The 16,611-nt window shown below is 52.4% G+C and carries 10 protein-coding genes and 1 tRNA gene; 7 read left to right on the top strand and 4 right to left on the bottom strand.

The window, feature by feature from the left end:
- Positions 1-35 precede the first annotated feature (35 nt).
- The 3 genes from ABD931_RS05530 (at position 36) to ABD931_RS05520 (ending at position 3,347) form a co-directional block, all read left to right on the top strand.
- Positions 36-626 carry a hypothetical protein gene (locus ABD931_RS05530; RefSeq protein WP_345264776.1) on the top strand — a complete coding sequence of 197 codons (591 nt, stop codon included), beginning with the start codon at positions 36-38 and terminating at the stop codon, positions 624-626.
- A 174-nt stretch (positions 627-800) separates the two neighbouring features.
- A complete protein-coding gene (locus tag ABD931_RS05525; protein WP_345264774.1) occupies positions 801-3,107 on the top strand; it encodes a heavy metal translocating P-type ATPase in 2,307 nt (768 codons plus the stop codon).
- A gap of 30 nt (positions 3,108-3,137) precedes the next feature.
- Positions 3,138-3,347, top strand: a complete 210-nt coding sequence (locus ABD931_RS05520; protein ID WP_345264772.1) for a heavy-metal-associated domain-containing protein — start codon at positions 3,138-3,140, stop codon at positions 3,345-3,347.
- Between the two features lie 31 nt (positions 3,348-3,378).
- On the opposite strand, the gene ABD931_RS05515 is transcribed toward ABD931_RS05520, so the two are convergent.
- The 3 genes from ABD931_RS05515 to ABD931_RS05505 all read right to left on the bottom strand — a co-directional run bounded on the left by ABD931_RS05515 (position 3,379) and on the right by ABD931_RS05505 (position 9,151).
- The gene (locus ABD931_RS05515; protein ID WP_345264770.1) at positions 3,379-3,777 is read right to left on the bottom strand and encodes a DUF4870 domain-containing protein; all 399 of its coding nucleotides are present in this window, start codon (positions 3,775-3,777) and stop codon (positions 3,379-3,381) included.
- A gap of 81 nt (positions 3,778-3,858) precedes the next feature.
- On the bottom strand, positions 3,859-7,305 hold the full coding sequence (locus ABD931_RS05510) for a pyruvate carboxylase (RefSeq protein ID WP_345264768.1): 3,447 nt from the start codon (positions 7,303-7,305) through the stop codon (positions 3,859-3,861).
- Between the two features lie 193 nt (positions 7,306-7,498).
- A complete protein-coding gene (locus tag ABD931_RS05505; protein WP_345264766.1) occupies positions 7,499-9,151 on the bottom strand; it encodes an alpha-amylase family protein in 1,653 nt (550 codons plus the stop codon).
- A gap of 513 nt (positions 9,152-9,664) precedes the next feature.
- Between ABD931_RS05505 and ABD931_RS05500 the strand changes: the two genes are divergently transcribed.
- On the top strand, positions 9,665-9,838 hold the full coding sequence (locus ABD931_RS05500; RefSeq protein WP_345264764.1) for a hypothetical protein: 174 nt from the start codon (positions 9,665-9,667) through the stop codon (positions 9,836-9,838).
- Positions 9,839-9,894: 56 nt separating this feature from the next.
- On the opposite strand, the gene ABD931_RS05495 is transcribed toward ABD931_RS05500, so the two are convergent.
- Entirely contained in the window at positions 9,895-11,280 is a 1,386-nt protein-coding gene (locus ABD931_RS05495) for an MATE family efflux transporter (protein ID WP_345264762.1), read from the bottom strand.
- A 336-nt stretch (positions 11,281-11,616) separates the two neighbouring features.
- Here ABD931_RS05495 and hflX point away from each other — a divergent pair, with 336 nt between their 5' ends.
- The 3 genes from hflX to ABD931_RS05480 all read left to right on the top strand — a co-directional run.
- Positions 11,617-12,891 carry a GTPase HflX gene (gene hflX, locus ABD931_RS05490; RefSeq protein WP_345264760.1) on the top strand — a complete coding sequence of 425 codons (1,275 nt, stop codon included), beginning with the start codon at positions 11,617-11,619 and terminating at the stop codon, positions 12,889-12,891.
- Positions 12,892-12,953: 62 nt separating this feature from the next.
- Positions 12,954-13,025: transfer RNA gene (locus tag ABD931_RS05485), tRNA-Arg, on the top strand.
- Between the two features lie 1,654 nt (positions 13,026-14,679).
- Positions 14,680-16,611, top strand: a 1,932-nt coding sequence (locus ABD931_RS05480) for a putative Ig domain-containing protein (protein WP_345264758.1), incomplete at its 3' end; no start/stop codon positions are given.

Genomic DNA, 16,611 nt, shown 5'->3' with positions numbered 1-16,611 from the left:
AGGATTTTTGTGCCGTCGAATTTTACGCTAACCGAATGAGACTACTTAGTTCAACTGTTCTCCTGTTCCTTGTTCTTTTGCTGCTGAGTTCCTGTCATCGCGATTATGCGCGTTTTCAACGTACTCCTCCTGTCTCATACCGCCAGCCTGTAGTCCCCGGAGCGGCTTCTGCCCGTAACGAAGAAAGCCCAGCATCGCCTGTACCCGATGATCTGCCGGCAATAGACCTCATTAACGTAGAAACCACCGAAGCCAGCTCAACGAATCGGGCTCCGGTCTCCTCTCCCGCTCAGCGTACCCGCCAGCACATCGAGCGCGTTACGCAAATGGTATCGGCACAAAATGAAAGGGTAACAGATCCGTCCCAGCCCCGCCCCAGACCCAAAACCCAGCAGCAGGAAAAGAAAACCCTGCGTGAGATCCTGGGACTCAAGCCCCGCCCGAAGCTGAACTGGTGGCAACGCATTCCGTGGCAGCTTAAAGCCTCCGTCATTGTTATTGCCGTAGCTCTGCTCTTTGCCTTTCTGAAAGTGACACTCATGGCCATCATCTTCGGCCTGATTGGAGCCTACCTCCTGGTGCAGGGTCTGAAAAAAAGCTTCAAAGTCCGGAGGCCCTGGTTCTAGGCTTGGTTGAGTAGTTCACTGGTTCATTGGTTAACTAACCCACCACTCAACCACTTAACCAATGAACTACTCAACCAACCCCAAATCCTACACACTTTACCCCAGATTCTGTAACATACCTGCCCCGAACCGGACGTACCTTTGCAATGTTCTACTATTACCAGTGTAAAGTGTATGGAAATAACGTCTGTGGCCAAAAGCCGACCAGAGTCGGCTAAAGCGGGTCAACATATAAAAAAGACGCTGCCGGTGCTGGGCATGAGTTGTGCCGCCTGTGCCGCCAGTGTAGAGTCAATGCTCAAATCGACGGCGGGAGTTTATGAGGCCGCCGTCAACTACGCCGATCAAACCGTTCTGGTCGATTACAACCCAAGCGTGACCAGTCCACCGGTGATGCAGCAGGTTGTGCAGCAGATCGGCTACGATCTGGTGGTAGCCGACGACGAAGCCGAAAGCCGCCGGCAAGCTGCAGAAGCGCAGCAGGCTCATGTTCAGAATCTGAAACGCCGGACCCTCTGGGCGGCTGGGTTGTCGGTGCCGGTGGTGCTGCTGAGCATGGTGTTTATGCACCTGCCGTATGCCAATTACCTGATGTTGGCGCTCACGGCCCCCGTGCTGTTTGTGTTTGGCCGGTCGTTTTTTGTAAATGCCTGGAAACAGGCACGGCACGGCAAGGCCAACATGGATACGCTGGTGGCCCTGTCGACAGGCATTGCCTTTCTGTTCAGCACGTTTAATACGGTTTACCCAAAATTCTGGCTGAGCCGGGGCCTGGAGCCCCACGTGTATTTTGAAGCGGCCGCCGTGGTGATTGCGTTTATCCTGCTGGGCAAATACCTAGAAGAACGCGCCAAGTCCAATACCTCCACCGCGCTGAAAAAGCTGATGGGCCTGCAACCGAAAACCGTGCGCGTTACCAGCAACGGCCAGGGGCAGGAGCTGCCCCTGGCAGAGGTTACGCCCGGTATGATTATCCTGGTACGGCCGGGTGAGCAGATTGCGGTTGATGGTACGGTACTGGACGGGCAATCGTACGTCGACGAAAGCCTGATCAGTGGTGAGCCGGTAGCGGTAGAGAAAAAGCCCGGCGACCGCGTATTTGCCGGCACCATCAACCAGAAAGGCAGTTTCCGGTTTGCTGCCGAGCAGGTTGGCAGTCAGACCGTGCTGGCGCAGATCATCCGCCGGGTGCAGGAGGCTCAGGGTAGCAAGGCCCCGGTGCAGAAACTGGTCGATAAGATTGCCGGTATCTTTGTGCCGGTGGTCGTGGGCATCGCGGTGCTGAGTATGGTTGCCTGGTTGGTCCTCGGAGGTGACAACGCCTTTACCCACGGATTGCTAGCCCTCGTAACCGTTTTGGTTATTGCCTGCCCCTGTGCGCTTGGTTTGGCCACGCCGACGGCGATCATGGTCGGCATTGGTAAGGGAGCCGAACAAAACATTCTGATCAAAGACGCCGAAAGTCTGGAATTGGGACACAAAGTAAACACGATTATTCTGGACAAAACCGGCACCATCACCGAAGGAAAGCCAACACTGACCGATCAACTGTGGTTGAATAAGGAAATGGATACAGCCGAAAACCGGCAGATTCTGCGGGCGCTGGAAGCTCAATCGGAACACCCGCTGGCAGAGGCAGTCGTAAAGGGATTAGACAATATACCCCCTGGCTCCCTGAAGGGAGAATCGACCCACTCCGATGATGCCCCAACTAGTATCAAAGGCTTTACCAGTCTGACGGGTCGAGGTGTAAAAGGTTCTGTTGGCCTCCATACCTACTACGTCGGGAATGAGGCACTTATTCGGGAGCAACAGCTTACGCTGCCTGCTCATCTGGCCGAAACCGCTGCCCGGCTGCGGGCCGACGCTAAAACAGTGGTGTTCTTTGCCAATTCGAAAACCGTACTGGCCGTGCTGGCCATTGCCGACCGGGTTAAAGAAACATCACGGGCGGCCATTGAATCATTACAACGCCAGGGCATAGACGTTTGGATGCTGACCGGCGATAACCAGCAAACGGCAGCCGCCGTAGCTCGTCAGGTGGGCATCAAACACATTAAAGCGGAGGTAATGCCGGACGAAAAAGCGCTTTTGGTGAACCAGTTGCAAGCAGAAGGTAAGGTAGTAGCGATGGTCGGCGACGGCATCAACGATTCGCCGGCGCTGGCCGAGGCTGACGTAAGTATAGCAATGGGCAGAGGATCGGATATAGCTATTGATGTGGCCCATATGACGCTCATCACCTCCGACCTGAATGGAGTACCCAAGGCCCTGGCGCTTTCGCGTAAGACGGTGCGTACCATCCGGCAGAACCTGTTCTGGGCGTTTATTTACAACCTGATCGGTATACCCATTGCCGCCGGCGTGTTGTATCCGGCCTTCGGCTTTCTGCTCAACCCGATGATTGCCGGAGCCGCCATGGCCCTCAGTTCTGTGTCGGTCGTTACCAATAGCCTGAGGCTCAAAGTGGCTAAGGTTTAAGCAACATCAAACTACAAACATCAGACTAAAATGGAAACCTTAAAGTTCAAGACCACTATCAAATGCGGAGCCTGCGTAGCCACGGTCACCCCGCATCTGAATGAACTGGCCGGCGTGGAACGCTGGCATGTAGACCTGCAAAGCCCTGACCGTATTCTGACCGTTGAGACAAAGAATGCCTCCGGACAGGATGTGGTCAAGGCTCTGAGCGAAGCCGGTTATAAAGCGGAGGTGGTGTAACGTACCCCGGAATGTAATTCCGGGGTACGTACTAGTTCACAAACCGGAACGTGAAGGGATATTTATAGTACTCACCGTTGTTGGCTTTGACAGCGGCAATTACAAACAGGATAACGCTCACTACTCCCAGTATCATGAGCAGTGCGATTCCTATTAACAAAAAAACCAGAATAATAGACACCACATAGGCAATGGACATGGTGATCTGAAAGTTCAGAGACTCCTTGCTGTGGAAGGTTACGTATTCCGATTTGTCTTTGTAGATCTGCCAGATCACCAGTGGTCCGATGATGTTGCCGAACGGAATAATGAAACCGGCTAACGCACTCAGGTGTGCCAGCATGCCCCAGGTTCGTTCATCCGACTGGCTCATCGACGTATACGGGGGCGAATTGGGATTTGGATTAGGGTTGTAAGGCTGATTTTCCATAAAAAAGGGGGCTATATGCCCCCTCAAGTACGGATATTTCAACGACTTACGCAAGAGTACTCACATCTGAGTCAGTATTCTTCAACCCAGCTCCACAACCCAGTCGTCCTGCTCAACAACGGTGCCTTCTTTCAGCACGATTTGTTTAACATCACCTGCTTTTGGCGCGGCCACGATGCTCTCCATCTTCATGGCTTCAATCACAAACAAGGGCTGGTTCTTCTTGACGGTATCGCCGGGTTTTACCAGAATGCGGGTCAGGCGGCCCTGTAGCGGAGCGCCAACGTCGCCGTCTTTGCCCACTTTCTGGTTATGTGGCCGCTCCACCTTCTGCGATTTATCGCGCACCCGCACCTGCCGGCTCTGACCGTTCAGCTCAAAGGTGATGGTGCGCATACCCTGGTCGTCGGCTTCGGACATGAACAGCAGGCGGACCAGAATATTCTTTCCTTCGTCAATGCCGATCAGGATCTCTTCGTTCTCTTTCAGACCGTAGAAGAAGGCGGGTGTGGGTATGATGCTCACATCGCCGTACTGCTCCACCGCCCGGTAGTATTCCTCGTACACCTTCGGGTACATCTGGTACGAGAGGTAATCGAGAAAGCCGTCGCTCTGCGGAAACTTCTCCTGAAATTTTTTAAAGTCCGCATCGAAATCAATAGGCTTCAGGTGCTCGTTGGGGCGACCGGTAATGGGTTTTTCGCCTTTCAGCACCACCTCCTGCAGGCGCTCCGGGAAACCGCCATAGGGCTGCCCCAGTTCGCCTTTAAAAAACCCTTTCACCGACTCCGGGAACGAAAGCGACTCACCCTTTGTCAACACATCGTCGGCCGTCAGGTTGTTGGAGGTCATGAACAAGGCCATATCGCCCACTACCTTCGACGATGGTGTTACCTTAATGATGTCGCCGAACATCTGATTCACCACCACATAGTTCTTCTTGAGCGTCTCAAACTTATCGCCGAGGCCCAGCGCAATGGCCTGGGGCCGCAGGTTGGAATACTGCCCGCCGGGAATTTCATTCTCGTACACCTCGGCGCTACCGGCTTTCATGCCCGACTCAAACGGGTAATACCATTCCCGCACATCTTCCCAGTAGTTGGAGTAGGCGTTCAGCGAGGTCAGGTTCATGGGGCACTCGCGCTCATGGCCCTGCATCATGGCCACTACCGAGTTAAAGTTTGGCTGCGACGTCAGGCCCGACATGGCGCCCAGGGCACAGTCGATAATATCGACACCGGCATCGATGGCTTTCATGTACGACGATGCCTGAATACCCGGCGTGTCGTGCGTGTGCAGATGAACCGGAATATTCACGGCCTTTTTTAGTTCACCTACCAGTACTTCGGCGGCCTGTGGTTTCAGCAGCCCGGCCATATCTTTAATGGCCAGCAGGTGCGCACCTTCGTCTTCCAGTTGGCGGGCCAGATCGAGGTAGTACTGCAGCGTATATTTGTGCTGATGCGGACTGAGCATATCGCCGGTGTAGCAGATGGTGGCTTCGGCCAGAGCGTTTGTCCGCTCCCGCACCGCCCGGATACTCACCTTCATGGCTTCGATCCAGTTCAGCGAATCGAAAATCCGGAAGACATCGATACCCGTCTCCCACGACTTCTCCACAAACTTTTCAATCAGGTTATCGGGATAGGCCGAATAGCCAACGGCATTGGAGCCGCGGAACAGCATTTGCAGCAGCATGTTGGGCATGGCTTCGCGCAGGGCCTGTAACCGCGCCCACGGGCTCTCATACAGAAAGCGCATGGCCACGTCGAAAGTAGCGCCCCCCCACACTTCCATCGAGAACAGTTCCGGGTGGTTTTTGGCAAAGCCCTCGGCCACTTTCATCATGTCCTGCGTGCGGACCCGCGTGGCCAGCAGCGACTGGTGTGCATCGCGGAAAGTGGTATCGGTGTACAGCACGCATTTCTGCTCCTTTACCCACTCCACAAACTTCTCGCGGCCCAGTTCGGTAAGCCGGTCGCGGTTGCCGGGCGGGTGCTGCCCGTAAATATCAAAAATCGGCACCACCGGCGTCCGGAATACCCGAGCCTCTTTCTTCTTCACCTCCGGATTGCCGTTGACGATCACCTCCGCGAGGTAGTTCAGCGCCCGCGTCGAGCGGTCTTTCGGCTTACGAAGGTTGAAGAGTTCCGGATGGCTTTCGATGAACGATACCCGTGCTTCGCCCCGCTGAAAAATCGGGTGACTGATGACGTTGATCAGGAACGGGATATTGGTTTTTACCCCCCGAATCCGGAACTCCACCAGCGCCCGCAGCAGTCGCTGGGTAGCGCCTTTGAGGGTCCGGCCCCGTGCCGATACCTTCACGATCATAGAATCGAAGTAAGGCGAAATCTTCACGCCAGGGTAGGAACTCCCTTCGTCCAGCCGGATACCAAAACCAGCGGCATTGCGGTAGGCAATGATGGTGCCGAAATCCGGCTTAAAGCCGTTCGACGGGTCTTCGGTGGTGACCCGGCACTGGATCGCATAGCCATTCAGGGGCACATCGTCCTGGCTGTGGATATAAATACCGTTATCCGACAGCTTATACCCCATGGCAATCAGCAATTGCGACCGGACAATATCGATACCTGTTACCTCCTCCGTAATGGTATGCTCCACCTGAATCCGGGGGTTAACCTCGATAAAGTAGATGTTCTCCTCCTTATCAACCAGGAACTCTACTGTACCGGCATTGGAGTAGCTGACGGCCTTACCAATTTTCAGCGCGTATTCGTAAAGTTTTTCTTTCGTCTCCTGTTTGAGAGCAAACGACGGGGCCACCTCAACCACCTTCTGAAACCGGCGCTGCACCGAGCAGTCGCGCTCGTAGAGGTGAATGAGGTTGCCGTGGGTATCGCCCAGCAACTGAATTTCGATATGCTTGGGATCTACAACAAATTTCTCCAGAAAGATGGTATCGTCGCCGAATGCGTTTTTGGCTTCATTGCGGGCTTCGTTAAATGCTTTTTCAAAGTCCTCCGGTTTACGAACCACCCGCATCCCGCGACCACCCCCACCGGCAGCGGCTTTTACCATGATAGGGAAGCCAATCCGCTCAGCCTCAGCCTGCGCAAAGTTAAAGTCTGTCAGATCGGCGCGGCTGTCGGGAATCAGCGGCACCTCGGCTTTGGTTGCCAGGTTTTTTGCCCGGACCTTATCACCGAGAGCTTCCATCGCTTCCGGCGACGGCCCTACGAAAATAATTCCCTCCTCCCGACACCGCCGGGCCAGCACCACGTTCTCCGACATGAAGCCGTAGCCGGGGTGAATGGCGTCTACCTGTTTGTACTTGGCCAGCGAGATGATGCCTTCTACATCGAGGTATGGCTTCAGCGGCTCATCGTCGCGCCCGATCTGGTAAGCCTCATCGGCTTTGTAGCGGTGTAGCGAATAGCGGTCTTCGTAGGTATAGACGGCCACGGTGGTAATGCCCAGTTCGGTGGCGGCCCGCATGATGCGGATGGCAATTTCACCCCGGTTGGCAACCAGCAGGCGGTTAATCGGACGAATGTATTCTTTCATGACTTTTACGAATCGCGGCTTTGATTTGCGCAAGTGTCAAATCAGTGTGCAATTTTATGGAAAGTTTTCAAAAAACATTCCTGTACTCTCCTACAATGAGGCAAAATAGAAAAACACCCAAATTTTCTTTGGAAAATCTAAATTTATACCATTATACCAATTCCTTAGTTACACACTATCCAGCTCGTGATAGCTAAGCCGTTCTGTGTTGTGTGTGGCCTGCATTTCCCACCCGGAACCAGCGGTAGCCGTACGCTTCCAGGATAATCCGGTGAACCCCCTTCTGGTCGGCCTCGCTTTGGTAGTTGGTCATCAAATCGATCAGTTTGATAATCTCCTGCTTTTTCAGGTCCAGAACGACCTCATGCGCTTTTTCGTCGAAGTTGTGCAGGATCACCAGCGCATCGCCCCGCCAGGTATAGTGCATCGCCAGCACCTGCGGAAATTTAGTCTTCAGGATCTGCCAGTCACCCCAGCCAATTTCCGGGCACTCTTTACGCAGCCGGATCAGGGCCATCATCCAGTTGAGCATAGAATCCGGATCGCGTCGCTGAGCATCTACATTAACATGGGGATAGGCATACGGGCCTTCGGATATGACTGGATGAACCAGCTTACTATTTTGCGAAAAGCCGGCCTGCGGCTCACCCGACCAGTGCATGGGTGTCCGTACGGCTTCCCGTTCGTTCAACGCCAGGTTATCGCCCATGCCAATTTCGTCGCCGTAGCGGATCACGGGCGTGCCGGGCAGGGCAAACATCAGGCTGTAGGCCAGTTCAGACTGCTGCCGGCTGCCCAGCATGGGAGCCAGCCGCCGGCGAATACCCCGGTCGTAGAGCTGCATATTTTTTTCGGGACCAAACCGGGCAAAAACTTTCTGGCGCTGCTCGTCAGTCAGCCGACCCAGGTCCAGTTCGTCGTGGTTGCGCAGAAACTGTGCCCATTGGGCCGTGGGGAAAATATCTTTGGTGGCTTCCAGCGCTTTCACCAGCGGTTCGGTATCGGTAGTGGCAAGGGCGTAGAACAGGTGCTGGTTGACGTAAAAGTTGAACATCAGGTGGATACCGTCGCCTTCGTTGCCAAAATACGGCTGCGTTTCTTCGGGCAGTACGTTGGCCTCGCCCAGCAGTACGGCATCACCCCTACGCCATTGCAGAAAACGACGCATCTCCCGCAGGTATTCAAACTTCATGGTCATCTTTTCTTTACCCGGCACGGGTTGCTCCAGAATAAACGGCACGGCATCGACGCGGAACCCAGCTACGCCTAACTCCAGCCAATAGCCCATGATTTTCCGGATCTCGGCCCGTACCTCCGGATTGCCGGTATTCAGGTCAGGCTGAAAGTCGAAAAACCGGTGGAAGTAATATGCTTTGGCTTTTTTGTCGTATGTCCAGGTCGACTCCTGCACACCCGGAAATACCATTCCCTCATCCCAATTGGCAGGTTTTTCCTCGGACCAGACGTACCAGTCATGGTGTTTTGCGTGTTTACCCGTCCGGGCATCCTGAAACCAGGGGTGCTGATCGGAGGTATGGTTCACCACCAGATCGATAATAACCTTGATCCCCCGCTTATTGGCCTGGTGCATAAATTCCACGAAATCACCGCTGGAACCGTGCCGGGGGTCAACCCCGTAGTAGTCCTGAATATCGTAGCCGTTGTCTTTGTTGGGGGTAGGCTGAAATGGAGCCAGCCATACAGTATCCACGCCCAGCGCGTGGAGGTAATCGAGCCGGCGGCAGAGTCCTTCAAAATCACCGACACCGTCGCCGTTGACGTCCATAAAAGTTTCGAGGTCGAGGCTGTAAATGATGGCGTTCTTGTACCAGAGGTCTTCTATCATATGGAGGGGGCTGACAAATGTACGGGTTTAACTCCCCGATCCCGTACCTTGTTAGGGGCAACCCCTGTTTTCGATTGTCCGGAAATGCACCACAGGTGTCAGTAAGTAGATATCAGACCGGCTTGCACAGGTTGAGAAACAGCGTTTTCGCAATAGATAAAGCCGATGCCGGACATTGGCAGAACATTTGGCAGAGGCTATGACAACAGCTGGCTTGTCAACGCCATTCACCATTCATTTTATGGTCAGCAACTTTCTGACCGTCGCGCTGCGCAACCTGTACAAAGCAGCGACTTTTCGCCGGGTTTAATATCCTGGGCATTGCCTGCTGCATTCTGGTGTATCTGCTGATTTATCACCAGTACAACCAGGATACTTTTCACACAATGCCTCTTCCATTTTCATTGTCAACCACGTTCGCACCACCTCAGTATTGCCCATCTGCTTAACCGGGAGTTTGTCATTCTGATTACAATAGCGGGGGTTATTGCACTACTGCTGGCGTTTGTCGGTATGAAGAGCCTGCTCGATAGCGTATATGTCTATCACACGCCCGTTACGGCCGGGGCGTTTATTACTACATTGCTGGTGCTGCTGCTGGTCACTATTGGCAGTCAGGTGTATAAGATTGCCACGGCCAAGCCGGTGAAGTCCCTACTGGCAGAACAAGAGGACAACAGAGCCTAAACGGTCCTGATCTCGTTTAGGCTCTCTTATATCCAAATCGTTCGGCTGGCCACGCCTTATACCTGAACGGTTTTCCACTGCCCCCGCCGAAAGACAATAACGGCAATAACGGCCAGCAGCGATTCACTGATAGCGACCGCCCAGAATACGCCCGGCGGTCCCCAGCCGGCAATGTGGGCCAGAAAGTAGGCCAGCGGAATTTCCACTATCCAGAAACAGAAGATGTTGATCAGCGTTGGCGTGCGGGTGTCACCGGCTCCGTTGAGGGCCTGGCTGATTACCATGCCGTAGGCGAAAAAGACGTAACCCAGGCAGAAGATCTGCAGGCACTGTACGGCAATACCAATAACACGGGTATCGCGGTTGAACAAGCCGACGATTCCGGTCGCACTGGTAAAGAATACAATGCCTACCACCACCAGAAACAGCATATTGTAAAAAGCCGCCCGCCAGGCCGACGACTCAGCCCGGCCCGGTTCGCCCGCGCCCAGGTTCTGCCCGACCAGCGTAGCTGCCGCATTGGCCATGCCCCACGACGGCAGAATGGTGAAAATAATGATCCGGATGGCAATGGTGTACCCAGCCACAATATCGCTGCCAAACGTAGACAGTATACGTGTCAGGAAAATCCAACTGGCCGAGCCCACCAGGAACTGCGCGGTTCCTCCTGCGGCCACGCTGAGCAGATTCCGGATAATGGCCAGATCCGGTACCATCCGGCGCAAATTGACCCGGACCGACCGGCGACTGCGTGTCAGCGCATAGAGTTGATATAAAACTCCGACGGAACGGCCAGTCGTTGTTGCCATAGCCGACCCAATCACCCCAAAGCCGGGCACCGGACCAACCCCAAAAATCAGCACCGGGCACAGAATGATATTAATCCCGTTGGCAATCCACAGCGATCGCATAGCTACCGAGGCCTCACCGGCCCCCCGCAGCGCTCCACTGAGCGTGTACAACAGAATAATGGCCGGCGAACTGGCAAAAATCAGACGGGTAAAGCCGGAGCCGTTGGCAACCAGCGATGGATCACCGCCCATCAGGTGCAGAACACGTTCGGCGAACACCATACCGGGCAGGCCCATCAGCACGGCCAGCGCCAGCGACACCAGAATCACCTGTAGTACCACTTTACCGGCTTCATCGGGCTGCCCCTCACCTACCCGACGGGATACCAGCGCCGTAGCAGCCGTACTTAAGCCAATGGCTATTGAATACACTAACGTCAGGACCGACTCGGTCAGGCCCACCGTTGCAACAGCTTCGGTACCGATACGGGCTACAAAAAATACATCGACAACAACAAACAATGACTCCATCACCATCTCCAGAATCATGGGTACCGATAATAGAAAGATGGCGCGGTTGATACTACCGGATGTAAAATTGATTTCGCTGCCGCGCAAAGCAGACAGAAATAATTGTAAAAACGCTTTCATGACGGAAAAGCTACTTGAACGGCATCACAGCCGGATGCCGGATATGAAAGAATAAAGAAAACGCCGGCGCAACAGGCCGGGTATGGAGCGGAGGTGGGGGTCCGGAGCCGGACCTTAGCAGGAGATAGTAAACATCTGTCGTATAGCGTTAGCGTATCAAAGGTACGCAATTGGTTGTAAACTCCGCGGAGGATTGAGTAAACGGTAGTACAACGGATTTACAATCCGCTTACCTGCGCTGCTCAAGCGGATTTGCAAATCTGCGGTACGATTATCCCGAAACTTTTTGTAAAATACAGCCGTTATCCTTTTTCCGTTATTTTAGTTTGATAATAGATGATCGACACCCATAAACCGCCCGAAACTGCAGTGCTGGTCGCGCTGACAACGCAGAGACAGTCGGCCGAAAAAACGCAGGAATACCTCGATGAACTGGCTTTCCTGGCGGAGACATCCGGCATCATTACAGTTAAGTCCTTTGTACAACGCTTAGATCGGCCCGACACCCGCACGTTTGTCGGCAAGGGCAAACTTGAAGAGATTCAAACCTTTATTATCGATAATCCGGTCGATTGTATCATTTTCGATGATGACCTGACGCCTTCGCAGGTGCGTAACCTGGAAGCAGCATTTAAAGAAATTAAAGTACTCGACCGAAGTTTGCTGATTCTGAACATCTTCTCCCAGCGTGCACAGACCGCGCAAGCTAAGCTACAGGTAGAGTTAGCGCAGTATCAATATATGTACCCACGTCTGACCCGCATGTGGACCCACTTAAGTCGTCAGAAAGGTGGGGTAGGTATGCGTGGTCCTGGGGAAAAGGAACTTGAAACCGACCGTCGGATTGTGCAGGACCGGATCGCGTTTCTGAAAGAGAAGCTGGAAAAAATTGACAAGCAGAGCATCACCCGCCGAAAGGAACGCGACCGGCTCGTCCGAGTAGCTCTGGTAGGGTATACCAACGTGGGCAAATCGACCCTCATGCGCACAATGGCCAAGACGGATGTCTTTGCCGAAAATAAGCTGTTTGCTACTGTAGATTCTACTGTACGAAAAGTTGTGTTGGGCAACATCCCGTTCCTGTTAACAGATACCGTCGGGTTTATCCGCAAACTGCCGACTACGCTGATCGAGTCGTTTAAATCTACACTGGACGAAGTGCGCGAAGCCGATATTCTGCTGCACGTGGTGGATGTTTCACATCCGTCGTTTGAAGAGCAGATTGAAGTCGTCAGCGACACGCTCACCGAGATTGGTGCTGGCGACAAGCCAACAATTCTGGTTTTCAACAAAATGGACCAGTTCGAACCTAAAGAAGAGTGGCTGGCGCAGCATGAACACCTGGACGACGTAGATTTTCCCGATGAAGCTGTGCCGGTAGCCGTACGGAGACAGACAGCGCTGGACTATCTGAAAAAAACGTATCTGATCCGGAAAGCCGAACACGTAGTATTTATCTCTGCCGAAAAGCGCGAGAACATCGACGAACTGCGCGACCTGCTGTTCCGGCTGGTGAAAGAAAAGCACTATACCATTTACCCCAACTGGCTGGATATTCCCTTCTCGCAATTTGCTGAAGACGAGGATACCGCCGACGGTTTGGGCATATGATGAATTTTTTAGTATTTTGCGTCTGAGAACCTGCAGGGTACTTACACTTGCAGGTTTTTTATGGTCCCGTAGTTCAACGGATAGAATAGAAGTTTCCTAAACTTTAGATCTGGGTTCGATTCCCGGCGGGACCACACTGGTTACATTTTGGCGAATCAACTAAAGAGTAACCTCAACAACAGCCAGTCTGCCTGTTTCCCTTATCTAGGCGTATGCTACATAATACAGAAAAATAAAGTAAATCCGTCACCTACTCAAAAAACTTTCGATAACGCGCTGATAACCAATAGCGATTCAACTCCCGGCGAATCCAGCTGTATCACCCGGCCTATATGCCGGGCTTTTTTATTCCAAACACGCCCCCTTCAGTCCTCAATTAAGGACGAAAACCGCACAATATCATATTTGGTCTGTTCTGATAGTTCTCTTGTTGCCAAATTTCTACGCTTCGTTCTTTAGCAATTGCCCAGCGTACCGGAACTCCTGTGGTTACACCGATCAGGTGAGGCAAGAATCCCAAAATATTTAAGAAGTATTTCCTGCTGAATACTTAGCGAGTATTTCCGTAAATGTCCTTATCGTAAAACCAGGCACGAATCTGCATTAAGTACTTTTGACTTTCTGACAGGGAAACGAAGCAGATGCCATAAACCCGGCAAAACAAGACACAACTACGGGTGGAGTTTAAACGGAATCCTAGTATAAATACGGGAAAAACCCCGACAAAACCTTAATTTAAGTTCGCTTCTATACACCTATTTCTTCAATACCGGAAACGATCTGATCAGAACTTACAGAAAATTGACGCACAGAGACTACCCTATTAATACTGAAAACGTTATACAAAAAACCAAGCAAAACATAGTGTTTTCCGGCTTATTATTTGCTGCTTGTGAGCAATTAAGCGACATATAAAGGCCTAATTTAATATTGCTACCCTGCATTCTATTCAGAAAGCGGGCTCAATGATTGATAAATCATCGGCTTGAAATCTGAGACGAAGCAGGTATATACCGCTTTTATATATGATAAATCTACCAGCTTTAACTCGCAAATTTGACAACCTGAATATCCAACTTATACGTTTTATAATTGGTTAGCTATTTCGTTAAAATAAGAAAATAGACCTTTTATTCTGTTGAATTTTAGTTTTTCTTGACATTCAAAATGCAATCGACTTATATTTAGCGGCTGATAGATTAACGAAATAACCTCTAATCAGGAATTTCTTTCTTTGCAACGAATTTTTAAGTGATATACCTATCCAAATAATCAGGACTAATCCGGTTTGTAAAATCTATTTGGCACTAGCCATGCGGGCAATCTGATACATATTTTCTGAATGTACTCAGCAATGGCATGCATCATAAGGTAGGCTTTCCCTAATAGACCCGGAGCCTTCCGTCTGATTACTACCGGCTTTGCAACGTAGCCTACCGCCAGATGCGGAGATAACGCACAGGAGGTATACCGATACGGAAGAACTGGGGGTATACCTCTACAAAAAAATTTGTTCGATAGAGTATTGCTTTTTATTAATTTTTGTTTCTACTTGCACCTAGTAGTAACAAATAGTATACCTTTTTGTCATTTAATAAACATACACACTTTCCTGCGCTACTCAGATGTGTACCTAGCCTAATCACCTCTCTACCGCTAACACTGTGTGTTAGCAGAGAGTCCAAACTCCGCCTGCCTATAATGGCTACCGGCAACTTATATCAAATTAATAGGTTGATAACCGGCACAATCCAGTACTACGACCCAATCTTTTTATATTCAAAATATATGACCCGCAATCTACTTATTTTGACGGCATGGCTGCTGTGTGTGACAACAGCATTGGCCCAGGTAACTATTTCCCGTCCACTTAACCGAATTGTCTATCAGCGCAGTACGGGCAACACGGCTACTATTCCGGTGGATGGGCAAGCCGACGCTTCCATCACCAGGATCAACGCCCGACTGGTGTCGCGCCAGACGGGAAACCAGGTTGCCGCGACCAGCCTGGCCATTGCCAACGGCAAATTTTCGGGCGCTTTCACCAATGTACCGGGCGGCTGGTATGAATTGATTCTGGAATCTAATAACGGCACCTACCGGGTCGAGCGGGTGGGTGTTGGAGAAGTCTTTATTATTGCTGGTCACTCGGTAGCGCATGGCGACAACAGCTATTCTATACCGTATTCCAACGACGACCGGGTGAATGCGGTACCCATGCCGTCCACCAATCCGGAGTATGCTCCTATCGTTGATATCAATAAGCTACCGAACACTTTTTCGCAGTACGGAAACCTGTACCCGGCTACATTTGGGGTGCAGCCTTACTTCTGGTCCCGTTTTGGCGAAATTCTGGCTCAACGGTATAACATTCCGGTGCTGATCTTCCAAACCGCGTTTGGCGGTACCAATATTGAAATGTGGTGGAAGGCTTCGCAGGGAATCTACTTCGACCATTCGTTTGTCGATGCCTCCATTCGAATGCCTTATATGAACCTGAAGACTACGCTCGACAAATACGCTCCCCAAACTGGCGTTCGGGCTATATTAGTGGATCATGGGCAAAATGACTTCCCCAACACGAATGTTGGCCAACTGGTCGGCTGGTACAACGGGTTTCTGGATCAGGCACGGAAAGATATGGGATTCCCCATAAAAGCGGTCATCAACCGCCAGACACCTTTTCTGTACACCTATCCGCAATATCACATTCGTCAGGTACAGAATCAGGTAGCACAAAGCAGCAATAACCTGCCCGGTCCGGATTATGATGCCGGCCTGAACCCTTCTGACCGGTATGATGACATTCACCTTAACAGCAATGGTCAGACTAAAGCGGCTAGCTTATGGGCGAATGTAATGACTGAAGCCTTCTTTGCCACAACTACGCCCTTCCAACCTGCTTTTCAGACAAATCAGGCTCCGGTGGTGGCTAACCCCATTCCAAATCAGAATGCTACCGTAGGAACAGCCTTCAGCTACAACATCCCTTCCAACAGCTTTACCGATCCCAATGGCGATGCCCTCACCTACCAGGTCAGCGGATTGCCCGCCGGCTTGTCGGCCAATGGCCTGACCATCTCGGGTACACCCACCACTGCCGGTACCAGCACCATCACCGTGCGGGCCACCGACCCCGCCGGGCTGTTTGTTACCACTACCTTCAGCCTGCAGGTCACCACCGCTCCTGTGCAGAACCGCTCACCCATAGTGGCCAATGCCATTCCTAACCAGCAGGCCACCGTCGGTATTGCCTTCAACTATACTATTCCTGCCGCCACCTTCAGCGATCCCGATGGCGATGCCCTTACCTACCGCGTCTATGATCTGCCGGCCGGCTTGTCCAGTAACGGCTTGAGCATCTCGGGTACACCCACTGTCGCAGGCACGACTACCGTGACGGTGCGGGCTAACGATCCGGCTAACCTGATTGCGACCACCACCTTCATATTGCAGGTCACCACCGCCCCTGTGCAGAACCGCCCGCCTACCCTGGCCAGTGCCGTTCCCAACCAGCAGGCCACCGTGGGTACCGCCTTTAACTATACTATTCCTGCCGCCACCTTCAGCGATCCCGATGGCGATGCCCTTACCTACCAGGTCAGCGGGCTGCCCGCCGGGCTGTCGGCCAATGGCCTGACCATCTCGGGCACGCCCTCCACTGCCGGTACCAGCACCGTCACCCTGCGGGCCACCGACCCCGCCGGGCTGTTTGTCACC

The sequence above is a fragment of the Nibrella viscosa genome (genome assembly GCF_039541875.1).
Classification (GTDB): domain Bacteria; phylum Bacteroidota; class Bacteroidia; order Cytophagales; family Spirosomataceae; genus Nibrella; species Nibrella viscosa.
This window is presented reverse-complemented; position numbering and strand designations above follow the sequence as displayed.